The organism is Kribbella sp. NPDC049174 (assembly GCF_043197365.1).
GTDB lineage: Bacteria > Actinomycetota > Actinomycetes > Propionibacteriales > Kribbellaceae > Kribbella.
In genome coordinates this window covers 240,015-265,006 of sequence record NZ_JBICSZ010000010.1, presented here as the reverse complement: position 1 = coordinate 265,006, position 24,992 = coordinate 240,015, and the positions used below count along the sequence as shown (strand labels likewise).

The following is a 24,992-nucleotide window of genomic DNA, read 5'->3' as shown; positions in this document are numbered from 1 at the left end:
GCTGGTCTGTGTGGCGCCGGCTGAGGCGCTTCAGTGCGGCGCCGGGCTGCGGCGCCGATCTTGACGTGACGGCCGTGGAGGGGTCATGGGCACGATCGAGAACTTGAGGGAACGCACCAGGGGACAGGTCTTCACCGACGGCGACGCGGGGTACGACGAGGCGCGCCGGGTCCACAACGCGATGCACGACAGACGTCCGCGGGTCGTGGTGCGGTGCGAGAATGCGGGCGACGTGATGGCCGCGGTTGAGTTCGCGCGGACCAATGAACTGGATCTGGCGGTGCGCGGCGGAGGGCACAGCGTGCCCGCGTTCGGCACCGTGGACGACGGTGTGGTCGTAGACCTGAGCGGGATGCGCAATGTCCGGGTGAACCCTGTCAGCCGGACCGCACGCGCGGGTGGCGGCGCGACCTGGGGCGACTTCAACGCGGCGACGCACGCGTTCGGGCTCGCGTCGACCGGTGGCATCATCTCGACCACCGGCGTCGGCGGTCTCACCCTCGGCGGCGGGATCGGGTACCTGGACCGGGCGCTCGGGCTGGCCTGCGACAACCTGATCTCGGCTGATGTGGTGACCGCGGACGGGCAGTTCCTGATCGCGAGCGAGAAGGAGAACGACGACCTGTTCTGGGCGTTGCGCGGCGGTGGCGGCAACTTCGGGGTCGTGACCGCGCTGGAGTTCAAGCTGGCGCCGGTGTCGACGATCTACGGCGGTCCGATGCTGTTCGAGATGGCCGACGCGGCCGCGGTGGTGTCCGGGTTCCGAGACATGATCGGGGGCGCACCCGAGCAGCTCGGCGGGTTCCCGGCGTTCCAGATCGCGCCGCCGCTGCCGTTCATCCCGGAGGATCGGCACGGTGACGTGTTCACGCTGATCGTCGGGTGCTGGGCCGGCGATCCGGATCAGGGCGAGGCGGAGATCTCCCGGTTCCGCGAGTTCGCGCCGGTGGTCGCGGAGATGGTCGGGCCGATGCCGTACCCGGCCCTGAACAGCGCCTTCGACGCACTCGTCCCGCCGGGGCTGCAGCACTACTGGAAGGCGAACTTCGTCACCGAGCTGACCGACGAGGCGATCCAGGCACACCTGCGGCACGCACCCGGGCTGCCGGCGGTGAACTCGACCGTGCACATCTACCCGATCGACGGCGCCTGCCACCGGGTGACGCCGGGCGCGACCGCGTTCGCCTACCGGGACGCGAACTTCGCGACCGTGATCGCGGGCATGTGGCCGGACCCGGCCGAGAACGACGCGAACATCGAGTGGGTCAAGTCGTACTACGACGACGTCGCGCCGCACTCCGAGTCCGGCGGTTACATCAACTTCATGGCCGAGGACGACCAGGGCCGGATCCGGGACAACTACAAGGAGAACTACGACCGGCTGGTCGAGGTCAAGCGCAAGTACGACCCGGGCAACCTGTTCCACCTCAACCAGAACATCGCGCCCTAGGCAACGAACAGCCAGCCCGTACGGCGTTCTCGCCGTACGGGCTGGACTGTCATGTTGTCTTTCAGTTTCACATGTCGGCTAGCTGTGTTGTCGTACACGGCTAGCCGGTGCACTTGTCTTACAGCGCGAGGAGGCGCTGGAAGAAGGCACGGTACTTCTGCAGCGCGGCGCGCAGGTCCTCGGTCGAAGGCTCGCCATCGGACCACTGCTTCTCGAGGCCCTGGTGCTGTTGCTCGAAGGTCATCGACAGGCGCTTGAGCAGATCGTCGACCAGCTTGTCGGCTTCGCTCACCGACTGGCGCGGATCGTCGACGAACCCTTGCTGGATGACCTCCCACCGGGTCCGGAAGTCGACCGCCTCGTCATCAGCCACCAGCGGCCCGGTCGCCGTGCCGCGGTCGTCGGTCGTGCCTCCGGCCGTAGCTCCTGTGGCGGAGTCGGCCGACCAGTCGCTGCCGGGCTCACGCAGGTCGTCGTCACGCCGCGTCGTCGGGTCGACGTCGCCGGCGCCAGTCGTACGGTCGCCGTCGCGGAGGTCCGCCGTACGGTCGCCGTCGCGCACGTCAGTCGCGCGGCCGCCCTCGCCGGTGCCCGTCATACGGTCGGCTTCGGGCATGCCCGTCGTACGGTCGGCGTCGCCGAGGTCCGTCGTACCGTCGGTGTCGCGGTAGTCAGCGCGACGATCGGGGTCCAGGGCGTCGTGGTCGGGCGGCGCTCATGCGGCGGTCGTCGTCAACCTCGCTGAACGGGCGGTCGTCTGACGTGGTCATGCTTGCTCCTTCGCATCGGTTGAGTGCGAGCGGTGCTCCGCGTCGCCGCGGTCGGCGCTCGCGTCCCCGCTGTCGGCCAGCAACGCGTCGACCAGGTAGCGGTAGGCGGTGACGGCCTGACGGAGTTCTTCCGTGTCGGTCTCGCCTCGTGCCTGGGCGACCGCGACCCGGTGTGCGTCGCGGTAGTGCGCGGCGACCTCCGGGTGGTCCACCGAGATGTCGTTGACCCGCTGGTCGAACTCGTCGACCGGGTAGCCGGCCTCGCGCATCATCCGCAGGGCGAGCTGGTCGGCATCGGCGACGGCAGCCGCCGGCTGGTCGACGAAGCTCTGCTGGACGCGGGCCCACTCGGCCCGGTACTGCTCGGCGGACTCTCTGCTCAACGGAGTGATGTCGAGCTTCGCCACGCGGCGCTCGCGCTCCCGCAGTTCGCGCTCGGCGCTGCGCCGGTCGCCCGACTCCTCGATGGTGTGCTCGTACTCCGGGCCGAACCGCTGTTGCAGTTCACCCGAGCGTTTGCGCTGGTACATGAACAGCAGCGCACCCGCCGCGAGCACCACAACGGCGATGATGACGACTGTCAGGACGCTATCCATCAGACCTCCAGTCCGATTGGGCTGTGCAGACCTGCGATCTGGAGAACTGATCGCGAGGACTTTCGGCAGGCGGTCCCCAGCGCCGCCTCACATCCCCGAGGCCGGTCCGGTACCCATGGCGTCCGCGAACAAGCGTCCGGCCGGCCACCAATCAGGTGACCGGCCGGACGCTGTCGGATGATGCTGGGTCAGGCCTTCGGGGCCAGCTTGTGGACGACGATGCCGGACTTGAAGGTGGTCGTGCCGAGCAGTTCGAGGTGGGTGATCTCGACAGCGAGGTTGTCAAACAACTTCGCACCACTGGCAAGTACCGGAAAGATCCAGAAGTGGTACTCGTCGACCAGCTTGTGCTCCAGCAGCGTCTTCGAGAACTCACCCGTCCCATACTTGATCAGGTCGCCGCCGTCCTCCTGCTTGAGCCGCTTGACCGCCTCGGCGGCGTCGCCCTCGAGCAGCCGGGCGTTCCAGGTCATCTCGGTCAGCGTGCGGGAGGCGACGTACTTCGGCATCGCGTTGAAGTTGTCCGTGAACGGGTCGCCGCCCCGCTGCGACCAGGCCTCGGCGAAGCCTTCGTAGGTGACCCGGCCGAGCACCTGGGCCTCGATGTTCTCCATCAGCGCCTGGGAGTAGGCCGAGTGCTCGTCGTCCCAGTACGGGCCGGACCAGTCCTGCGGGCTGTCGATGACGCCGTTGGTGGTCATGAAGGTGGATTCGATCAGCTTCCTCATGGTTCTTCCTTCTTTCTCAGTGGTGGTAAGGACGTTTGGTCCGCGCGTCCAGGAGCGCTTGGGCCCACCAGACGAGCTGGTCGAGCATGAGCTTGGCCTGGGCCTCGTAGCCGGCAGTCGGCCGTGGCCAGTCGCCGTCTGCGGTGAACTGCTCCCAGTAGCAGGGCAGTGCGACCGTGTTACGGATGGTGACGGCTTGGAGCTCGGTGAAGACCTGCCGCAGCTGCGCTGTGGCGTACAGGCCACCGGTCTCCCGGCCGTAGCTGACGATCGCGACCGGCTTGGCGTGCCACTCCTCGTAGTACCAGTCCAGTGCGGTCTTCAGCGGTGCCGGGAAGCTGCTGTTGTACTCCGGTGTCACCACTGCGAACGCGTCCGCGGTGGCGATCCTCGGAGCCAGTACGGCGACCTCCGTAGGTGTCTCGTCGTCGGTATCGGGCAGTGTGGTCGGCAGGCTCGCGGTGGCCAGGTCGATCAGGTCCACCTCGAACTGCTTGGCGGCCTGCTGGGCGAGCCAGTGGCCCACGGTCGGTCCGAACCGCCCGTTGCGGGTGCTGCCGATGATCACTGCCAGTCGCATCTGCCTGCCTCCTTCCTGATGTCCCAGACTCTGCCTGAACTCGTTTACGGTTTCTTTCCGGTCGCAGCGAGTGAGGGCGTAAACCTTGGACCGGTGCGGCGAGGTCGGGGTGACGGCGGGCGGCCGGTATGGCGGTTAGGGTGCGGCCATGCGTTTCGGGGTGCTGGGACCTGTCACTGCCTGGACGGACGCGGGGGAGCCCGTCACGATCCAGGGGTTGAAGGTCCGCGCCCTGCTGGCCGATCTACTGGTGCACGAGGGCCGTCCGGTGCCCGCCGACCGCCTCATCGACGACCTCTGGGGTTCTCAGCTCCCCGGCAACCCGTCAGGGACCCTGTCCGCGAAGGTCTCCCAGCTCCGGCGCGCCTTCGAGGACGCGGAGCCCGGCAGCCGCGCACTGGTGAAGTCCGGCCCGGCCGGCTACTCGCTCACGGTCGACAGCTCGACGTACGACGCTCTGACCTTTGCTGACCGGGTAGCGGCCGGACAGCTCGGTGAAGCACTCGCACTGTGGCGTGGACCCGCGTTCGCCGACTTCGCGGACGAGGCGTTCGTCGAGACGGCTGTAGCCCGGCTGAACGAGCAGCGGCTGACTGCACTGGAGGCCCACTACGAGGAGCGCGTCGACCACCCAGTGAGCGAGCTGGCCACGCTGGTCGCCGAGCACCCGCTGCGCGAGCGTCTACGTGCGAGTCACATGAGGGCGCTCTACCGGAGTGGTCGTCAGAGCGAGGCACTGGACAGCTACGAGGAGCTGCGCCAGCTGCTGGCCGACGAGCTGGGGCTGGACCCCAGTCCGGAGTTGGTCGCACTCCACCAGTCGATCCTCACGCAGGAGCTACCCAGCCGCCGTTCCAACCTTCCTGCCCAGCTCACCGAGCTGATCGGTCGTGATGAGGCCTTGGCCGACATCGGCTCGTGTCTGGCGTCCGCACGGCTCGTCACGCTGACCGGGCCTGGGGGAGTGGGCAAGACTCGGCTGGCGCTCGCTGCTGCCTCTGAGGTGGCGGACCGGTTCTCTGATGGTGTCGTCCTCGTTGAGTTGGCTGCAGTGACTCCCGCGGCTCTGTCGGTGACTAGCTCCCTGATGGATGCCGTGCAAGTAGCACTGGACGTGCGGGAGATCGCTGGGCCTGCTGACAGCATGGTGGAGCGGCTTGCGGCGGTGATGGGCTCCCGGTTGTTGGTGCTCGACAACTGTGAGCAGGTGGTCTCAGAGGTTGCTGACCTGACAGACAGGCTTCTGGCTGCCGCTCCGGGCTTGCGGGTGCTGGCAACGAGCCGTGAGCCGCTCGGCCTTGCCGGTGAGGTCGTGTGGACTGTGCCGACGCTTGAGGTGCCCTCCCGCGATGCCCAACCCGATGCCGTGGGTGAGAGCAGTGCGGTGCAGTTGTTCGTTGCCCGCGCGTCGGCCGCATCGCGAGGCTTCACTCTGTCGGAGGAAACGGCCGCAGACGTGTCTGTGCTGTGCAGACGGCTTGACGGGATCCCACTCGCGCTGGAGCTCGCCGCGACCCGGGTACGCGCTCTCGGAGTCCGTGGACTCGTTGCACGACTGGATGACCGCTTCCGCTTGCTGGCGACCGGACACCGGGGTGCTGCACCGCGCCAGCAGACTCTGCTCGCAATGATCGACTGGAGCTGGGAGCTGCTCAGCCCGGACGAACAGGCTGTTCTGCGGCGTCTCGCCGTACATGCGGATGGCTGTACTCCGGATGCCGCGTCAGTGGTGTGTGCGGAGCCAGGGGTCGACGTTCTCGATGTGCTGGTACGGCTCGTCGACCGGTCGCTCGTCGTACCGGTGCAGGGGTCGGAGGGGCAGCGATACCGGCTGCTGGAGTCTGTGGCGGCGTACTGCTTGGAGAAGCTGCGCGGAGAGGACGAGTTGGAGTCCGTGCAGCAGCGACACCTCGAGTACTACACGGCGTTCGCCGAGGAGGCTCGGCCGCACCTGTACGGCGGTGAGCAGAGCAGGTGGTTGGAGCTACTGGATGAGGATGCGGCCAACCTGCGTACGGCACTGGACCGGGCTGTTGCAACAGATCAGCTCGACCTGGCCGAGCGGTTGGTGGACGCACTGGCCTGGTACTGGTACCTGCGTGGGCGGATCGCTGAGGCGCTACGGTCGTTGGAGGCTGTGCCGGACTCCGCGCGGGCAGGTGCTTGGCGAGTCGGGTTCATGTACGTGCAGGGCGACAGCGATGCAGCGCGCGAGCGGGACCGTTGGCTGGACTCCGCAGACGCGCGGGCGCAGTGGTGGATCGCCTTTGCCGGCAGCGATGCCGGGGATCTCGTGACGTGTCTGGCGTTGCTGGAGATCGCGCTGAAGAGCTTCGAGGCGGAGGGCGACCAGTGGGGCATCGCGGCGGTGCTTGCAGCGCGTGCCAAGCACGCACATGTGCGGTCCGACGCGTCTGCGCTGTATGCCGATGCTTCGGAGAGTGCCCGCCTCTTCCGCTCGCTGGGTGATCGGTGGGGAGTGCTGCAGGCGACCAGTTGGCTCAGTGCCCATGCTGAATTCACTGGCGACTTCGACAAGGCGGCGGGGTTGCAGCGGGAGGGCGTGCAGTTGGCTGAGCAGCTCGGGCTGTGGCCAGAGCTGTCAGGGTCGCTGGGGATGCTCGGCTGGACTGAGATCAGGCAGGGCAACTACGACGCCGCTCGTGCGGATGGAGAGCGTGCTCTTCGCCTGGCAAGCGAGCAGGACCAGCGCTCGACCCAGGCACTGGCAGAGATCGTGCTGGCCTTTGCTGCACGTCGTACCGGGGCACTGGAGGAGGCGGAGACGCGGCTGCGCGCGCTCTTGGATGAGGCGCGCCGCCAGGCCGATCCGGTCCTCTACCTCTCGATGGTCCTGACGGAGCTCGCGTACGTGTTGGAGCTCCGTGGGGAGCCGGAGGCAGCTCTCGAGCTGCACCTGGAGGCCTTCCGTATCTCGGAGGAGTACGAGTCGCTGCGAGGCATGTGCTGGTCTCTGGAGGGCATCGCTGCCTGTCTGCCCGACAAGGCTGTCGCTGCACAGCTCCTGGGTGCCACCGCCGCGACCCGCGCCGCAGAGGGCTACCTGGTCACGCCGGCCGAGTCCGGTGACAACGACCGGGCTGTGTCGGCTGCTCGGGCTGTGCTGGGGGATGCCGACTACGAGGTGGCTTGGGATCTCGGCACCGCCCTCTCGCCGGAGCAAGCCTTCCGCTTGCTGTGATCATGTCTTCGTAGCAGATGTTCTGGACTTGAGATTATTAGTCCAGCGAAGTAGTTTCGTGGTCAAGCAGACGGTGAAAGGTGAACCATGGACTACGGCCACGAGCTGGTCTTCGGCACGTTCCTGACCCCGGCGGTCGACAACCCGGCTCGGGTGATCGCGTTGGCGCAGCTGACCGAGCAGGTCGGCCTCGACCTGGTCACCTTCCAGGACCATCCGTACCAGCCCCGTTTGATGGACGCCTGGACCCTCCTGTCTGTCGTCGCCGCCCAGACCCAACGCGTCAAGGTCGCGACGAACGTCGCCAACCTCCCGCTGCGCCAGCCGGTAGTTCTCGCCCGCAGCGTCGCCACACTCGACCTGATCAGTGGTGGCCGTGTGGAGCTGGGTCTTGGCGCCGGTGGCTTCCTGGACGCGGTCGCTGCGAACGCCGGTCCGCGGCTGACCACGGGGCAGAGCATCACTGCGCTGGAAGAGGCCATCGCGATCATGCGGGAGGTGTGGACGCCGGAGGGCGGTGGCATCCGGCTGCCCGGCAAGCACTACACCGTGGCCGGCGCCAAGCGTGGTCCGCAGCCCGCACACGATGTGGAGATCTGGCTGGGTGCCTACAAGCCCCGCATGCTTGCAGTCACCGGACGGCTCGCTGACGGCTGGCTGCCGAGTAGTGCGTACGCCGGACCGGATCAGCTCGCTGAGATGAACAAGATCATCGACGAGGCCGCTGTGGAGGCCGGGCGTGACCCTGCGTCGGTACGACGGCTCTACAACTTGTCAGGGCGGTTCGACGGTCGTGGTGGGTTCCTGCAGGGACCGGAAGAGCTGTGGATCGACCAACTCGCCGAGCTGACGCTGGGCGAGGGGATGAGCACGTACATCCTGGGCTCCGACAACCCGGAGGACATCCGTCGGTTTGCTGAGGTGGCAGCCGGTGTCCGCGAAGCAGTGGAGGCGGCGCGCTCAGGTGCCGCGGTTGCTCGGCCCACCGACTCGACTGATCGGCTGGGCGGCTTCACCGTAGTACCGACTCCACCTCCTGCGGTACGACGTAGCGAAGTACAACTGCTGGATGAGTCGGAGCGCCCCACCGGCCCGGCGTGGGACCCGGAGCGGACGTATACGCCGCAACAGCTGTCGTCGGGTCAGCATCTGATCGACGTACACGACCATCTGCGTGCCGAGCTCGAGCAGATCCGCGACCTGGTCGAGCAGGTGGCTGCCGGGTCAATCGGTGTCGGGCAGGCACGGTCGCACATCAACACCATGACCATGCGGCAGAACAACTGGACGCTCGGAACGTACTGCGAGTCGTACTGCCGGCTGGTGACCACTCACCACTCGCTGGAAGACGCCTCACTGTTCCCGCACCTGCGGCGAGCCGACCCGGCGCTGGTACCCGTCGTGGACCGGTTGCAGGAGGAGCACCAGGTCATCCACGACGTACTGGAAGGTGTGGACAAGGCACTGGTCGCACTGGTCGACGGCTCTGGATCCATCGACGGTCTGCGAGCAGCGGTCGACCTGCTGGACGACACGCTGCTCTCACACCTGTCCTACGAGGAGCGCGAGTTGGTGGAGCCGCTGGCGCGGCTCGGGGTCATTTAGCCTCACCCAGGAGTGAGGCCAGGATGTCGAGCAGGCGGAGGGTGGGAACCTCGCCCAGCAGGCGTGCGGCCGACGTGGCCGGCTCGGCGATCAGACGGACCTGCAGCAGCTTGAAGTCGCGCACGTTGGCCGGGTTGACCAGGTCGTTGTGCACCGCGGTCAGGAACTCGGCGCCGGCCGACGCCGAGCCATAGGTCATCCGGATGAAGCTGTCGGTGACCGGGTAGAGGTAGGGCCGCTTCAGGTGCAGCAGCTTCGACTTCTTGGCGTGACCGAAGCCGCGGTGGCCGGTGAACTTGTCGTCCAGCGCCATCGCCGCCTCGAACAGCCCACTGCCCGGCGCCGCGTCCTCCAGCCGCGCGTCGACCGGGATGGCGGCGAGCTCCTTCTCCGCTTCCACCTCGAGCAGCCACGGGATGTCCAGCGCCCGCAGGTCGGAGCCGATCACCATCGTCCGGGCCAGATCCTCGAGCGTGATCTGGTTCGGGTCGGATCCCCCGACGCACGTCAATCCCGGCAGACCGTCGTAGTAGCGCAGTACAGCACCGTTCGTTTCGGCGTACAGCCGCAGCTGAGCTATCGCCTCGTCAACGACGATCTTCCGAGTACCGATGTTCATGAGCCACACCCTCACACTCTTGGTGGCAGACCCGCCAGCAGGCGGACCATTATCCGAACGATTTCCCACACTTCGTTCCCGCAGATCGTAGGCGACCCCCCGCTCACCCACACGCCTGGGTCACTTCCCGTTATCCACAACCTGTAATCATCCGCTCCGCTGAGCCTCCAATCTCCATAAACTCTCAGTGACAGGCCATCAACCGAGCGGAGGCGACCATGAACCCTGTCCGGCGATTGCTCGCCCTGCTCTGCTGTGTCCTGCTGGTGGTTCCGCTTGCTCCCGCGGCCGACGCGGCGCCGCCGGGCACGTGCGTTCACGTCGACGTCAGCGTGACGGCGAGTGGCGAGTTGCTGAGCAAGGGACCGCAGATCGCGAACGACGGCGGGTTCGCGCATGCGGGCACCGGGCAGACGTTCACGTTCCAGGCGCGGACCTTTGCGCCGTCAGGAAATATCTGCGTCATCCAGCTGACCGATCTGCGGACCTGGCAGGTGAGCGTCTGGCCATGTGACAACCATCCGGCGCCGAAGGCTGCACGAACGCAGTCGCTGAGTTGGTCGGTCACGGTGCCGGTCGACTGTGCACTCTCCAATTCACCCGGTCTGCTGACCGCGTCGCTGACCAACGGCAAGGGCTCGGCCAGCGGCAACGTCATGATCTACGCCGGTGCGCCAGGCTTCGTGCTGCCCGACCTGCAGGCCCGCGGTCTGTTCGGCCCGTTCGCGCTGCAGTCCGACCCGGTGAACTCGTTGACGGGCGCGCTGGTGGCATCGGAAACCGACGCCGCGGTCGGTGCGTTGGGTGTCCCGCTGACCGTGACCCGGACGTACAACTCGAACGACGACTCCCCGGGTCCCCTCGGGCGCGGCTGGCGTCCGTCGTACTCCGATCGTCTCGCATTCGACGCCAGGGGAGCGCGGTACCTGGCGTCCGACGGGCGGGTGATCGGGTTCGACCGGCAGGGGACCGGGTTCGTGGTCGAGCGCGGCGTCGCCCGGTTCGGCCTCGCGCGGTCGGGGAGCGAGTACGTGCTGACGAGTTTCGATCAGCTGCGGATGCGGTTCTCCGCCGCCGGCGATCTGGTGTCGGTCCTCGATCGGAACGGTCAGGGTGTCGTGATCGAACGCGTCTCGGCGCGCGTGGCGACGGTGACGAACGGCCGGCGCTCCTTGTCGTACGACTACAACGAGCTCGGGCTCATCGCGTCGATCCGGTTGAGCGGGCCGGGCGTCGAGCCTCGGACCGTGCGCTATGAGTACGCCGATGGCCGGCTGACCGGGGTGACGTCGCCGGGCGGGATACAGACTCGGTACTCGTACGCCGACGGTCGGCTGACGTCCGAGACCGTCGGCGACTCGGCGAAGCCGGCGTTCGTCACGGAGTACGACGGCGATGGCCGGGTTGTGGCCCAGACGGACGCGAAGGGTGGCAGGTCGACCTGGTCCTGGGATCCCGCCGGGGTCCGCGGCACGTCGACCATGACCGATCCGACCGGCGGGAAATGGATCAACGAGTACGAGCGGAACTGGCTGGTCCGCCAGACCGATCCCACCGGTGCCACGGTCACCTTCCACTACGACGCGGCCGGCAATCTCATCCGAATCTTCGACAGTCTCGGCCACGGTGCGCGCCACGCGTACGACGCACTCGGCCGGGTCATCGCGTCAACGGATGCCGGCGGATACGTCACTCGTCGGACCTACAACAGCTTCAACGACGTCGTCGCGACGACGGATCCGCTCGGCCGACGTACGACGTACTCCTATGACGCTCGCGGGAATCTTGTTGGTGTTCTGTACGCCGGTCGGACGTCCGCGGTCGCGTACGACGGTCGAGGTCTGGTGACTCAGACGCGGGATCCGCTCGGCCGGGTCACCCGCTTCGGGTACTCGGCGGATGGCGATCTCGTCAGCATCACCGATCCGGCCGGGCGGGTTGCTCGCTACCAGGTGGACGGCTGGAGTCGAGTGACCAAGTCGACGTCGCCACGGGGTGCGGTCAGTACGTTCACCTACACCGCCGACGACCAGCCGCTCGAGCAACGTGGGCCGCTGGACGTCACGGGCCGGCAGACGTACGACGCGCAGGGCCGACTCGCGACCGCGGTCGACGGCCGCGGCAACTCCACCGGCTTCCGGTACGACGAGGCCGGCGCCTTGGTCGGGGTCACGAGGCCATCGTTGCCGGAGGCCACCGCTTCGTTCGACCTGTCCGGCCGCTTGACCAAGCGTGTCGATGCGAGCGGCCGAGCCCAGACCTTCTCGTATGACGCGGCCGGCAGGACCACGGAGACGACGTACGGCGGTCGCACGTGGCGGTTCAGCTACGACAAGGCCGGCAGGTTGATCCGCACCACGCTGCCGTCGGGCAAGTCGGCGTCGTTCACGCTGGACCCGCGCGGCGCGATGACCAAGATCGCGTACTCCGACAAGACCTCGCCGGTCAGATTCACCTGGGACGCGATCGGCCGTCGTACGTCGATGACCGACGCCGTCGGCACGACCCGCTTCGGGTACGACGCCTTCGACCAACTGACCTCGAGTGGGTCTGTCGCCTACCGATGGGATGCCGTCGGCAACCTCACCGCGCGAACGGCGGCCGGCCACACGGAGACCTATACCTGGGACGCCGTCGACCGGCTGAGGTCGGCAGCCGTCGACGGGAAGCCGCTGGCGTCGTACCGGTACGACGGTCGGGGCACGACCACGACCACCCGTCCGGGCGGGCTCATCGAGACCCGTTCGGTCGACCTGCGGGACCGCCTCACGTCGCTCACGTTGACTCGTGGTGGCAGGCCGGTCCGGTCGATCACCTCGTCGTACGACAGCACCGACAACGTGATCCGCAGCGACGACTCGGTCGCCGGCAAGTCGTCGTACATGTATGACGCGCTGAATCGTCTGACCGGAGTGTGTTACGCCGTCGACGGGTGCACCGACGACGCCCAGGACTTCATCCGGTACGACTACGACGGCATCGGCAACCGCATCTGGGAGCAACGCCCCACCGGGAGCATCTGGTCCCTCTACGGCTCTGGCAGCGAACTCCTCGCCTCCATCACCGCCCCAGCGAGGTACCCGCTCGACCCACCGACCGCGCACGTCTACACCTACGACCCCGACGGCAACCTGTCGTCGGACGGCAACACCGCCTACACCTGGTCCGCGGCCGGCAAACCCGTCACCTCAACCGCCGCAGGCACCCAAACCACCTACACCCACACCGGCGACGGCCGCCGAGCCACCTCCACCACCGCCTCCCAAACCACCAACTACCTCTGGGATCCCCTCTCACCCCAGATCCTCTCCACCTCGACCAGTCGCACCCCAACCCGCTACCTCTACGGCACCGGCCTCCTAGCCCAAGCCACCCCGACCACAGTCACGCCCCTCACCACCACCCCGACGGGCACCGTCCTAACCACAGCCACCCCAACCCCCACCCACCACACCTACGACCCCTACGGCCTCCCACGCACCACCGCCGGCACCCCGGCCGCCAACGGCGCAGAAACCCTAGACCCTGGCTACATCGGCGGCCTCAAACTTCCGAGCGGCAACTACCTCCTAGGTCAACGTGAGTACAACCCCTCCACCGGCACCTTCCTCACCCCAGACCAAGGCGGCTCCTCCAACCCCTACGCCTACACCTCCGGCAACCCCCTAAAATCCACCGACCTCCAAGGCCTCTCCGACATCGACGGCACCCTCACCGACGTCTCCCACATCTCCGGCTGGGCCTCCACCGCCGCCCTCACCGGCGCCGTCATCTGCACCCTCGCCCGCCCCTGCGCCCCCGCCGTCCCGATCTTCCTCCAGGTCTCCGCCGCCACCGGCATGGTCTCCGCCGGCACCTCCGGCATCCTCGACTCCCAAGCCTGCGTCCTCAAAGGCAACTGCTCCCACCTAGCCGCCGACATAGCCGTAAGCGCCGTATCCAGCCGCTTCCCCGCGCTTGGCAGCGCCGGCCGCCGATTGCCGACCATGTCCGGACGCGCAACGTTCGGTGGGCGGGACACGGCCGTGAAGAACATGCTGAAGTATTCGGAGAGCAACCCGATGGATGGCTTCTACGATGTCGTCGGACACGGCGGAGAGCACGACATCGCAGGACAGTCCGCTAGCGAGATAGCGCGTAAGATCGCGCCGAGTGTTGGCGGACAGAACGTCCGGCTGCTGTCGTGCTGGACAGGCTGCCTCGACGATGGGTTTGCGCAGGATTTTGCAAATGAGCTCGGGGTGACGGTATTGGCTCCGACGACCGAGATCGGTGCATCTCGATCGGGTAAGACCTTGGAAATCTACGACGGAGGTGTGTGGCGATGGTTCGAACCGGTCGGTCGACGCTGAGACTGATCGGCTATTGGGCCGGACCGACCGCTCCGGACTGGCCGGATCCGAGGGACTTTGTCGATCCGACCTGGGATCAGGGTGAGCGTGAGACTGTCGCCGACTATCTCCGATGTGGGTTTGTGTTTCGAGCGTTCGGCGGCGTGTCGACTTGCCGGTTCTGTGGACGGCAGAACGGCGCGCTCGAACTGAGCGACGGTGTTTGGTACTGGCCCGACGGACTCGTGCATTACGTAACTGACCACGATGTTCGACTGCCGTCTGGGTTTGTCGAGCATGCTCTTGAGTACCTGGACCGGTTGGGCGATTCCGATCGTGATGTGGACTGGTGGCGCTCCCAGAGTTCGTGGTCAGGCGAGAGGGTGTAGTCAGCACCTACCTTGGGCCTCTGCCGTGGGTCGCGTCTACTGCTCAGCGTGAGCACGCTGACGTGTGATCACGTCTCGGAGCCTGCGACAAGTCGACCGTACGAACGTGATGCGGTGTAGAAGCTGGAAGGGCCAATTGCGCGTGCAACGGAGGATCGGTGAGCAAGGATCAGGGTTGTGATTGAGCCTGGAGCCCGCTCTCACCCCTGATGAACGCAGGAGGCGTGGGAAATTGGAGGATGTAGGTGAGCCGGGCATCGCCTTCGAACTGTGTGTACTCAGATCGACGAGCATCACGCCGTTGTGACGCAAGAGCTGAAGGGCAGCCTCCAGAATCTCGGCACGAACATTGGCCTCGATCCCGAGTGCTGGAGGGTACTGCGCGTCATCGAAGAGTCATCGGCAGTCGCCTACGAACGGTCGCACTCAGATGCAACTGGCGGCGACGAAGCAGGAGACCATTCCTGAACTGCACCAATCGCGCATACGATGCCATGCGCAACGATGTCGCCCGCTGGACAGCCCGCCGAGGCGTCGGAAACCCTCAAGCATTGGCGAGCTCAGCTCGGCGTTGCATCTAGTCTGAGCAACGGTTGGACCCGTACTCCCGCTCAGTTCTCTGAGTTATTCAGCACGGAGGTCTCGGTGGTGGCGCATGAGATCTCGTTGGGTCTGTCCCGCGATCAGGCGCTTGTGCTCCTCGACTGGCTGGCACGGACGAGCGAAGGCGGAGACCCGTCAGACTTCGTAGACCAGGCTGAGCAACGCGTGCTCTGGGACATCGAGGCGGCTCTGGAGACGCAACTGACAGAGCCGCCAGCGGCCGACTACCGAGCCACCTGCAGATAGCCCGCGACAGGATCCGAGACACCGAAGATTGATGCCATCACGACCGCCCGTACCTGCGGTCGATCAGTACGGCTGCTGGCCGGCGAGGATCCGTGTCGTCAGTCTGCAGATCGCTCCACGCCGGGAACTGTGACCGGACCAGCCGTGTCACCACTGTCGCTACAACTGAGAGCGCACCTCTCGGTCGTGGGACAGTCCGGCCGTGGCGGTCCGTTGGCGCCGCGGTTGGCTGGTTGCGTTCGGCTGGGTTCCTGGTTGTCTGAGGCAACTTGTCGGAAGCTCGGTCACGAGGTGGGTTGGGGCGGCTCACTGTGGGTGGGGTTAGCGCGGGGTTAGGCGGATTACTGGGTATTGGCGGGGGGACTTGGACTGGTACTTGGCCAGGCGGGGTTGGGCGGTGGTGATGGTTTGCCAGGCCTGGGTGCGGGTGGGGCCTTCGAGGGTGGTGGGGGTGACTGGGAGTGGGGCGCGGCCGGGGAGGGCGATGGAGGCGTTGGTGGGGTGGGCCATGAGGTTGGCGTGCCAGTCGGGGTGTTGGCTGCCGCCGCCGGAGGCGACGATGAGCCAGGCGTTCTCGCCGTCGGGGAACCAGGCCAGCGGGGTTTCGCGAGGCTCGCCGCTGCGGCGGCCGAGGGTGTTGAGGACGAGTACGTCCATGCCCATGAACTTGTCGCGGCCGGCGTGGATCTTGCGGCTGGTACGGGCGTTCATGGTCCGCTGGATCCAGCGCGAGAACGGGCCGGGCGTACCGGGCTTGCGCTTGGCGGTCTGCTGGTTCTGAGTCATGGCTACCTCCAGTTGATTCGACGTGGTGTCGCTGGCGGTAACGCTATGAGCGGCGGGGATGTGGGTGCTTCTCGATTCCTGACCGATCGGACCGTGTGGTCACGCAGGCCTAACCCGTGGCGAACACCGGCGTGGCTGGGCTAGACGGTCGCGGCTATTTGGGTGGCCAGGTCGAGAGGTAGCGGGTAGGGGCGTTCGGCGGGGAGGGCGGATTGGGCTTCTGCCGGGTTGGTTTGGGAGAGGTGGTGGATGTGGTGCATGGCGGGGGTTACGTCCTCGATGGTGGTGATCCAGTCGTGGACGTAGTGGTGGACCGCCTCGGGGGAGAGGCCGATCTGGATGGAGCGGATCTTGGGTTGGGGTTGGAGGTGGAGGGTTTGCTCCGGGTCCCATTGGATGCGGACGGGGGAGGTGGCGAGGGTCGCCCAGCCTGAGCGGTACGCCATCCAGAGGAACGACGGTTTGATCCAGGTCATCCGGTTGAGGCCGAAGGGCGGGACGAAGGTGCCGGCGGCGAGGGCTGGTTCGGCGATGTCGGGTGCGTACGCCTGATAGACGGCGATGGTGTCGTCGTCATACAGGGCACGGATCTGGCGGTACGGCGTCGGCTCCATGCGGCGATCCTAGGCAGGGCAAGGCCGAGTGCTCTTCGACGGTGAGCCGTCGGTGGAGGTCCGGTGCCGTCGGTCCGGTGGGGGCGGAGTTCGATGCGCGGGGTCCGGGGAGCTGCCGTGGGGCAGTCGTGTGCGGTGGAGCGGTGGCGGTTGGGTGATCGGGGGTAGGGCAGTCCGGAGGGCGCGGGGATTGGGGTGCTGGAGCGTGCCGGTGGTGGGTGGGATGGAGTGGTCGGAGGCGGGTAGTCGAGTGCGGTGAATGCGGTCAGTTGGTGCGGAGAGGCGGGTGGTGGGGGGACGTGGTGGGGGCGTAGTGGTGGAGGGGTGTTGTAGCGGGCAACGGTTCGTAAATCGGTTGAGGGGGTGCTGCGGGCGGGATCATGATGCGGGTATGGATACGACCGTGGGATTGTTGCTGTTGAACGGGGTTGCCGACTGGGCGGCTCGGGGGCAGCAGCAGGGTGGTCGTTGGGGGAGGTCCAGCCTCGGTCAGTCGTGACCGGGGCGCTGGTCGCCGGGTTGTTGGCTGGGTATGGGATTGCCATGCCGGTCGGGCCCGTGGGGACCTATCTGGTGGCGTTGACTGTGCGGAGTTCGCTGCGGGTCGGGGCTTGTGCCGCGATGGGGATCGCGTCGGCGGACGGGATCTACGCGCTGGTGGCTGCGGTGGCCGGGTCTGCGTTGGCGCCGTTGCTTGCGCCGATCGTCGTACCGCTGCGGTGGGTTTCCGTCGCGGTGCTGGTGGCGCTTGCGGCTAGCGGTGCGATCAAGGCGACACGGCGGTATCGGGCGCATCGGTTGACCGGGATGACTCAGGAGATGCCGGTTGGCGCGGTGAAGGCTTACGTCGGGATGCTGGGGATGACCCTGCTGAGTCCGATGACGGTGATCTACTTCGCGGCGCTGGTGCTCGGCGGGTCTGACTCGATGGCCGCGGGCGAGCGTGCGGTGTTTGTGATCGCAGCGTTCGTGGCATCGGCCAGTTGGCAACTGTTGCTTGCTGGAGGTGGAGCGTTGCTCGGGCGAGCGTTGACCGGCGATCTCGGGCGGTTGCTGACCGCGCTCGGCTCGAGTGTGGTGATCGTCGTGCTGGCCGCGCGGCTGGTGACCTAGACCTACACCTAGAGCTACACCTAGACCGAGAGCGAACGCTCCACCGCACCCGCCGGGTTCAGGAAGAGGAGAACCGGGGGCCCGGAGTTCGGAAGCGTGGTGGCGTAGGCCTGGAGCTGGGGCGCGTAGTACGTGACCCGGCTGTCCAACGCAGCCGTGGGGACGGCGTCCGTCTTGTAATCGACGATGACGAGACGGCCGTCGTCCTCGCGGTAGATGAGGTCGACGAAGCCCTCGAGGATCGTGCCGTCGGGCTGGACGGCGCCGACGTACGACTCACGCCAGTGTTCGCGGACGGCGGCCCGCTTCACCACGTCGGCGGACAGGGCGGAACGTGCCAACGCCGCAACGACATCGGCGTACTCGAGAACGCCCTCGGCCAAACACTGGGCAGTCACGGCGGCTTCGAGGCCGGAGCCGGACGACAGATCAACCACCTGCAGTACGCCGTGGACCGCACGGCCGATCGCCGTGCCATAGCGGCCCTTCGACCAGGGTGGGAGCTCGAGATCACGGGCCGCCTTGGCCGTGCCGGGATCGACGTCGGCCAACGCGACGTCCGGGCCGGTCCCTTCCAACCCGGACGCGCTCTGAGCCGAGCGCCGACGGCTCGCCGACCGGGCCGCGGCGACGCGGGACTCCCAGTCGGAGCGATTGATCGGCGGGGTGACGTCCGCCGACGACCGCGGCTCGCGCTCGACCGGAGGCGGGCTGGAGAACAGCGTGACGTGCGGAGCCTCAACGCCACCGGCGGAGGCGAGGAGCTCGGCGTTGCTGGAGTGACGCCGATTGCCCGAGCGGTGCAGTGACACGACTAGGTGGTCGCGCGCACGGGTGGCGGCGACGTACAGGAGGCGGCGGCGTTCGTACTCGTCCATCTGCTCGTCGACCGGCTGGACGAGATCGAAGTCCTCGGTCTGGACCGACGACTTGAGCTTCACCGCATAGCCGCCGTCCGGCGGCCAGAGCACCTGGACCCCGCGTTGACGGTTCGGCGCGGCGGTCATACCGGACAGGATGACGATCGGGAACTCGAGTCCCTTCGCGGCATGGATCGTCATCACCCGTACGGCGTCCGCATCGGTCTCGGGCAGCACCGCCTCCGCGACCCGCGAAGCCTCTTCACCTTGGTGCGCGGCCCAGGCAAGGTACGAACGCAGGCCGCCGTGCTCCACCTCGGACCACGCCCGCGCCTGATCGATCACGAAGCGAACCCGGCGCCACGCGTCCCGCGCCCGCGGCCCGATCGCGGCCACCTCGAGCATCCGGCGGTCGGCGACGATCTTCGCCAGGACCTCGCTGGGGGTGAGCCAACGCGCGGCCTTGTAGGTGCTCCAAAGCCACGCCATCGCCTCGCCGACCGGGTGGGTCAGCAGTCCGTCGGGGATGGGCGCGGTCAGGTTGAACGAGCCACCGGATCGCTTCCAGACATAGAGATCGTCGTCGCCACAGCCGAAAAGCGGCGAGCGCAGGGTCGTGACGAGCGCGAGCTGATCACTCGGGTCGCCGAGCGCACGGGCGCAGGCGAGCAGGTCGCGAACCTCGGCGGTCTGGTAGACGAGTGAGCTGGCCTCGGCGCGGTACGGGATGTCCGCGCGATCCAGGGCGTCCTCGAGGAACGGCAACGACGTACGTGCAGGAACCAGTACGGCGATGTCGCCGGCTTCCGCGGGTCGCCAGCCGTGGGCGCGGTCGTCGTACACCAGCCAGCCGTCGGTCAACGCCTGCTCGATGACAGCAGCAACGTCGCCGGCCTCGCGCTCGCGGAGGACGGACGCCTGGGCGCGGGGGAGGTCGTCGTGCGGCTCGGCGCCGAGGATGGTGACGGCGGGGCCGGAGACGGTCTCGTCGTACTCGGTGACAGGTAGTGTCTCCGCGGAGTCGGGGGAGGTACGACGGAAGGGCAGAACCGTCGCAAGGTCGACAGCATCCGGGGAGTCGGCAGAGGCGGACGGCTCAGACGCGTCCGAGGCGTCGTCGAGGTCTCCGAGCAGTGAGAGCTGGTCGCCGCTGACATCAGCAGGCTGGGGCGTGACACGTCCCGACGACCGAGGCGAATCCGCAGACGGCCCGGTCCGGTGCGGAGACAGCGACTGGTACGACGGCTGGGCCGCCTCCTGAGCCTGGATCAGCGACCCGAACACCGTGTTGATCCAGTCCAGAATCGGCGACAGCGTCCGGAAATTGGTGGTCAGGGCAACCGTCTCGCCCAGCAGGTCCTGCGCCGTCAGGTACGTCGCGATGTTCGCCCGCCGGAACCGGTAGATCGACTGCTTCGGGTCCCCGACCACGAACAGCCGCCCCTCCGGCACCTCCACCTCACGCCAGTCCTCCGCGACCGCCTCCGCACCACCCGCGATCCGCACCGCCAACTCGATCTGGATCGGATCGGTGTCCTGGAACTCGTCCAGCAGCAACCGCTCGAACCGCTCCTGCAACGCCGACCGCACCGACGCGTCCCGCCGCAGCAGATCCCGCGCGAGCACCAGCAGATCGTGGAACTCGAGCCTCCCCTCGGCCCGCCGCAGCTCCGCCGACTCCAGCACTCGCTCCGCGATCCAGTGCGAGAGATGCCGAAGGCAAGCATCGAGAAGCAGCTCGACCAGCGATCCGGCGACCTCGACCACCTCGGCGCAGTCGCCGCGCACCTTGGTGATGTCCGGCCAGTTCTCCTTGCGCCCGATCCGGCCGACCTTCAGCCCGCGCAATGTCTGCAGGATCGCCAGCTGCGTCTCCTGGTCGGTCGCCGCGTCCAGCATCACCCCGAGCTCACGGATCTGCTGCAGCTTCGGCAGCAGTCGGTCCTCGGGATCCATACACGACTCCGCCACCCCGCCGATCTGCGCGGCCGCGGCGACCAACCCGTTGAGATCGGGCATCGACACCAACTCGGGCGGATCAACCAGCACCCGCTCGGCGATCAGGTCCCAGTCGTTCCCGAACAACCGCGCCAGCGATCGCAGGTGTTTCAGCTCGACCCCGACCGCCATCGCCAGCAGTAACGGCTCCGCGATCGAGTCGTCGTCCAGCAACTGCTGCTGCAGCTCCGACCAGCGTTCCTCGAAGGCGACGGACGACCCGACCTCGTCCAGTACGTCGATCAGCGGCGGCAACCCGGCCTCGATCGGATGGGCGAGCAGAAGCTGTTGCGCGAACGCATGCAACGTCCCGATCGACGCCGAGTCGAGGTCGTCCAACGCCGCATCCGCCAGATGACGGGCCGGCCCCTTCCGCGCCTTCTCGAACTCGACCCGCAACCGATCCCGGAGCTCCGCTCCTGCCTTCTCGGTGAAGGTCACGGCCGCGATCGTCCGCAGTGGTACGCCGTCCCGCAGCACCAACGTGGTCACCCGCTCGACCAGCGCATGCGTCTTCCCCGACCCGGCACCGGCCTCGACGAACAGCGTCGCCGACGTGTCGGACTGGATCCGCTCCCGCGCCGCTCCGTCCAGCAGCTGCTCACTCATCGCCGGTCTCCTCGAACACCACAGGATCGATCAATCGGACCAACCGAGAGAGCGTCGGATCATGCCGTTTCCGATCCCACCGCGCCCGCACCTCGCTGTGGCCGATCCCGTCGGGGTTGCAGTACGGGCACTGCACCCACAGGAAGTCCGGCACCTCGGGCGCCTTGGGTGGGAAGTGCCCGGCCGCGATCGACGACACGATCACGTCGAGCGTCTCGACGTACCGGGCCTCGACCTCGGGGGTCAGCGGGACCGGGATCCGTTTCCCGCCCTTGCGGACGAACCAGTACGACGCCTCGACCGGTGTGGACGGCTCACCCAGCCGGGCGCGAGCGGCGTACGCGTAGACCGGCAGCTGCAGCTTCGTCCCGCCTGCCACCGGGTCGGACTCGATCGCCTCGTACCGCGAGAAGCCGCCCGTCTTCACATCCGTGACATAGATCGTCCCATCCCGCCCGAGGTCGACCTTGTCGGCCGAACCACGCAGCAGCACCCGACCCGACGGCACCGGGATCTCCACCGGCGGCTCGCCGTCGAAGCCGAACCGCAACTCCGAAGCCACCACCGACGCGTCCCGCTCAGCCCGCCAACCGTCGTCGTCGTTCAGCAACACCAGCAGGTCGCCGAGGATCCGCAGCCGCTCGCGCTGCCACAACCGCGGATGCCCGGTCAGCCCTTCCGCCTCGAACCGATCGGCCAGATCCGCACCGATTGCCAGCAGCAACGACCGATGATCGGCCGACCACGCCTCGCCGTACGCCGGCAGCGAACCGGCCAACCGCGACACAAACGCGTCCAGGCTGTTGTGGATCAGATTCCCCACCTGCATAGGCGAGATGACCAGCAGGTCCTCGGGCGCCTCCAGCGGCTCCACCTGAAGCAGCCGCTCGACGAAGTACGCATGCGGGCAGGTCGCATACGCCTCCAGCGACGTCGGCGACGCGATCCGATCCTCCACCGCGTACTCCGGCAGCCCCGACACCCCGGACAGATCCCCGTCGAAGCGGGTGAACGCATTGCTCCCGCGGCCACGCAACAGCTCACGCGCGCGGACCACGACCGCGTCGTCCAGCCACAGTCGCGCCGACACCGCGCGGACCTGCCACTCCTGCTCGGTCGCCGGCATGGTTGCCGTCGTCAACGATCCCGCGTACGACGCCGACGTCAGCAGCCGGTCGCCGTACTCGGCCTGGTCCCACTCCGTCGCGGCAAGCGCATGATCACCGGTCAACGAGCGCAGTGTCCCCAGCAACCACCGGGTCGGAAGTCGCCGTGACGACCGACGCAGGTCGCCCCGCGGGAACGACGCCACCACCTTCCGCGAACCGGCCGAGAACGCGATCAGCAGGTGCCGCTGCTTCTCGTCCAGTCGATCCCGGAACGACGCCAATTCAGGCGCCGCCGCCTCCCGGACCCGATGGGGGAGCAGGGCGTCCTCGTGCACGCGCCCCGGATAGAGGTCCTCCGACAGCCCGACGACGTACACGATGTCCGCCGACAACCCCACACTCGCCGACAAGGGAGCCACCAGTACGCCGGTGCCGAACGTCCCGACTCGGGGGAGTGACTGTTGCAGCTCCAGATCCAGTACGTCGCGCAGTACTGTCAGGCTGGCCGGCGTACCGAGCTCGTCCAACGTGGACAGACCCTTCAACGAGCCCTCGACCGCGACCGCCGCGTACTGCTCCTCGATCGGCAGGGACGAGTAGTCGCCGAGCAGATCGTGGAAAAGCTGCAGCACGCCGTCGGCCAGCTCGGACCACGTCTCCAGTACGGCGACCGCGTTCAACCGGCGGCGGAGCTCGGAAGCAAACGCATGCAGGCGCTCGGCGTTGGCCGCGTTGCTCTGCGCGCGCCGGATCGCGGCGGGCCGTGGATCCTCGGCCGCCTCCTCCTGATTCGCCGTACGGCGCTCGGACTCGGCGTACCGGGCAAGCCGCGAATCCCAGTCGTCACCGCGAACCACACCAGCGGCGCGGGACATGCGTTCCCATTGCGGGACCGGGATCCGCTCGCCGGTGAAGTCGCGGGTCGGCGCGTTCGCCAGCGCGCGGAACACGTCGGCGCGAGGCAGATCCTGATCGACAAGCGCGAGCACCTCGAGCAGCGTCCGGGCGATCGCGCGTTCGTGAACCGGCCGGGTGCCGGGACCGTTGACCTCGATGCGAGCGGCGGCGAGATGCTCGTGCAGAAGACGTGCGTACGGCGTCGCGGCCGAGTACAGGACGGCGATGCGATGAGCCGGAGTGCGCTCGAGGGACGCGACGACATCGCGGACGACGCAGCGGACCTCGTCGTCGGCGTCGGACGCGTTCAGCACCTCGGTCGCGACCGGGTAGTTCTTCGAGATCGACGGTGGCAGGTCGATCCCGATCCGTTCCAGGGAACGGCGGACGGCGCGGTCGGCACGCCGTACGTCGGTCAGGCCGACAATGACCGTGAGGTCGGCCGCGGCGCTGCCGAGCGCCTCGACGAAGGCGGCCTCGGTCTGGGTGAGCTCCTGCGGGAGATAGAGGACGAGAGCGCCGAGCTCGGCGACGAGACCGGGGTCGGCTGCGACCCGCGACGACGCGGCTCGGAGGAGGTCGGTCTCGTCGTACCACTCGGGCGCCAGCTCGGACGTCACATAGCGGTGCAGGCGGACGAGGTCAGGACCGAGCGTCGAGGCGCCGGCGACGTTCTCGAGGGCGGGGTCGGTGAGGTCGCGAAGCTCGCGGTGGGCTGAGGCAAGCGCTTGGATGGTGGACGGGTGCTCGGCCACCTCCTGGAAGATGCCGGGTGCTTTGGACAGTGCCGTCCGCCAGGTCGCGGCCACGATCGGCCGGGTCGCCGGCCGTCGCGGCGACAGCGCCCCCGCGGCCAACTGCTCCGCCAGGCGGCTCAAGGTCCCCAGATACAACCCGGCGATCCCGGAGAGGGCCAGATGGCGGCGGGCGATGACGCCGGCGAGGTTGTTCGGCAGGAGGAGGGTGACAGGCTTCATCGGATCGTCGGCCTTGAGCCGCGCGACGACGGCACTCAGGCATTCCAGCGCGGCCGCTCCGTAGGCCGTCGTCTCGATCCGGGTCTCGCTCACCATTCCCCCCATCCTCAATCAGCACAGCCTCGACTGTCACCGCAGACGCTAAACCCTGCCACGGACAGAAAGGTGACGGGGCGCGAAACGCCAAGGTTTCTGCAGGCGGCGCGATCCGCTCGGACAATGAAGGAATGACCAGGGAGACGTCGATCGCGCGGGTGTTGCTCGTGCTCGTCTTCGCGCCCGCCGGCGGTCTGTTCGGCAAGGCGGTGGCCGAGGCCGCGCAGGGCCGGCAGTGGTGGCCGTGGCTGCTCGCGGCGCTCGTCTGGCTGGTGCTGTCCGGGCTGGTCTCGGTGGCGGTGACGAACCATTTCGACGAGCACAGATAATGCTCCGATGGCCGCCGCGGTGCATCACATCGAGATCTGGGTCCCGGACCTGTCCCGGGCACTGAACAGTTGGGGCTGGATCCTCAACCGGCTGGGCTGGAAGGACGGTGACGGCTGGCCCGGCGGGATGACCTGGGCCGCGCCCGACGGCAGCTATGTCGTGGTGGAGCAGAGCCCGGCGATGTCCGCCGACGAACACGACCGGCTCCGCCCTGGGATGAACCACCTCGCGCTCAACGCGGCCGGCCGGGCCGAGGTCGACGCGATCGTCGCGGAGGCAACCAGGCACGGCTGGACACTGATGTTCGCCGACCGCCACCCGTACGCCGGCGGCCCCCAGCATTACGCCGCCTTCCTGCACAACGATGACGGCTACGAGCTCGAGATCGTCGCCCCCGACTGACAGATGAGACGTGGTGTGCCTGGAGTGACGCCCGGGACTGGTGGTGTGACATGGTTACTCCAGGCAAGGTGTGTCGCGGAGC

16 protein-coding genes are annotated in these 24,992 nt (G+C 67.6%); 7 read left to right on the top strand and 9 right to left on the bottom strand.

Annotated elements, in window-relative coordinates:
* The first annotated feature begins 85 nt into the window (after positions 1-85).
* Positions 86-1,450 (top strand): FAD-binding oxidoreductase, encoded by a 1,365-nt coding sequence (locus tag ACGFIF_RS37325; protein ID WP_393161222.1) that lies wholly within the window; start codon positions 86-88, stop codon positions 1,448-1,450.
* Between the two features lie 118 nt (positions 1,451-1,568).
* On the opposite strand, the gene ACGFIF_RS37320 is transcribed toward ACGFIF_RS37325, so the two are convergent.
* The 4 genes from ACGFIF_RS37320 to ACGFIF_RS37305 form a co-directional block, all read right to left on the bottom strand.
* Entirely contained in the window at positions 1,569-2,066 is a 498-nt protein-coding gene (locus ACGFIF_RS37320) for a hypothetical protein (RefSeq protein WP_393161220.1), read from the bottom strand.
* A gap of 150 nt (positions 2,067-2,216) precedes the next feature.
* Positions 2,217-2,816, bottom strand: a complete 600-nt coding sequence (locus ACGFIF_RS37315) for a hypothetical protein (protein ID WP_393161218.1) — start codon at positions 2,814-2,816, stop codon at positions 2,217-2,219.
* A 188-nt stretch (positions 2,817-3,004) separates the two neighbouring features.
* Positions 3,005-3,544: a dihydrofolate reductase family protein gene (locus ACGFIF_RS37310; RefSeq protein WP_393161216.1), complete on the bottom strand. Its 540-nt coding sequence runs from the start codon at positions 3,542-3,544 to the stop codon at positions 3,005-3,007.
* A 16-nt stretch (positions 3,545-3,560) separates the two neighbouring features.
* A complete protein-coding gene (locus tag ACGFIF_RS37305) occupies positions 3,561-4,124 on the bottom strand; it encodes an NADPH-dependent FMN reductase (RefSeq protein WP_393161214.1) in 564 nt (187 codons plus the stop codon).
* Positions 4,125-4,272: 148 nt separating this feature from the next.
* On the opposite strand from ACGFIF_RS37305, the gene ACGFIF_RS37300 reads away from it, so the two are divergent.
* Both ACGFIF_RS37300 and ACGFIF_RS37295 read left to right on the top strand, forming a co-directional pair.
* On the top strand, positions 4,273-7,326 hold the full coding sequence (locus ACGFIF_RS37300) for a BTAD domain-containing putative transcriptional regulator (RefSeq protein ID WP_393161212.1): 3,054 nt from the start codon (positions 4,273-4,275) through the stop codon (positions 7,324-7,326).
* Between the two features lie 87 nt (positions 7,327-7,413).
* A complete protein-coding gene (locus ACGFIF_RS37295; protein ID WP_393161210.1) occupies positions 7,414-8,931 on the top strand; it encodes an LLM class flavin-dependent oxidoreductase in 1,518 nt (505 codons plus the stop codon).
* On the opposite strand, the gene ACGFIF_RS37290 is transcribed toward ACGFIF_RS37295, so the two are convergent.
* Entirely contained in the window at positions 8,924-9,550 is a 627-nt protein-coding gene (locus ACGFIF_RS37290) for a DUF6308 family protein (RefSeq protein ID WP_393161208.1), read from the bottom strand. The genes ACGFIF_RS37295 and ACGFIF_RS37290 overlap by 8 nt on opposite strands.
* A 218-nt stretch (positions 9,551-9,768) precedes the next feature.
* Between ACGFIF_RS37290 and ACGFIF_RS37285 the strand changes: the two genes are divergently transcribed.
* A complete protein-coding gene (locus ACGFIF_RS37285; protein WP_393161206.1) occupies positions 9,769-13,902 on the top strand; it encodes a DUF6531 domain-containing protein in 4,134 nt (1,377 codons plus the stop codon).
* 1,538 nt (positions 13,903-15,440) lie between these two features.
* Here the strand turns inward: ACGFIF_RS37285 and ACGFIF_RS37280 are convergent.
* Both ACGFIF_RS37280 and ACGFIF_RS37275 read right to left on the bottom strand, forming a co-directional pair.
* The gene (locus ACGFIF_RS37280; RefSeq protein ID WP_393161204.1) at positions 15,441-15,905 is read right to left on the bottom strand and encodes a nitroreductase family deazaflavin-dependent oxidoreductase; all 465 of its coding nucleotides are present in this window, start codon (positions 15,903-15,905) and stop codon (positions 15,441-15,443) included.
* 140 nt (positions 15,906-16,045) lie between these two features.
* Positions 16,046-16,519, bottom strand: a complete 474-nt coding sequence (locus tag ACGFIF_RS37275) for a DUF4291 family protein (RefSeq protein ID WP_393161202.1) — start codon at positions 16,517-16,519, stop codon at positions 16,046-16,048.
* A gap of 543 nt (positions 16,520-17,062) precedes the next feature.
* Between ACGFIF_RS37275 and ACGFIF_RS37270 the strand changes: the two genes are divergently transcribed.
* Positions 17,063-17,632: a LysE family transporter gene (locus ACGFIF_RS37270; protein WP_393161200.1), complete on the top strand. Its 570-nt coding sequence runs from the start codon at positions 17,063-17,065 to the stop codon at positions 17,630-17,632.
* A 20-nt stretch (positions 17,633-17,652) separates the two neighbouring features.
* Here ACGFIF_RS37270 and ACGFIF_RS37265 read toward each other — a convergent pair whose 3' ends face one another.
* Together ACGFIF_RS37265 and ACGFIF_RS37260 are read right to left on the bottom strand one after the other, a co-directional pair.
* Positions 17,653-21,099, bottom strand: a complete 3,447-nt coding sequence (locus tag ACGFIF_RS37265; protein ID WP_393161198.1) for a UvrD-helicase domain-containing protein — start codon at positions 21,097-21,099, stop codon at positions 17,653-17,655.
* The gene (locus tag ACGFIF_RS37260) at positions 21,092-24,178 is read right to left on the bottom strand and encodes a PD-(D/E)XK nuclease family protein (protein WP_393161196.1); all 3,087 of its coding nucleotides are present in this window, start codon (positions 24,176-24,178) and stop codon (positions 21,092-21,094) included. The genes ACGFIF_RS37265 and ACGFIF_RS37260 overlap by 8 nt, the downstream gene beginning before the upstream one ends.
* Positions 24,179-24,309: 131 nt before the next feature.
* Here ACGFIF_RS37260 and ACGFIF_RS37255 point away from each other — a divergent pair, with 131 nt between their 5' ends.
* Complete coding sequence (locus ACGFIF_RS37255; protein WP_393161194.1) at positions 24,310-24,507, top strand: hypothetical protein; 198 nt, start codon at positions 24,310-24,312, stop codon at positions 24,505-24,507.
* Between the two features lie 7 nt (positions 24,508-24,514).
* Entirely contained in the window at positions 24,515-24,910 is a 396-nt protein-coding gene (locus ACGFIF_RS37250; RefSeq protein WP_393161192.1) for a VOC family protein, read from the top strand.
* Positions 24,911-24,992 lie beyond the last annotated feature (82 nt).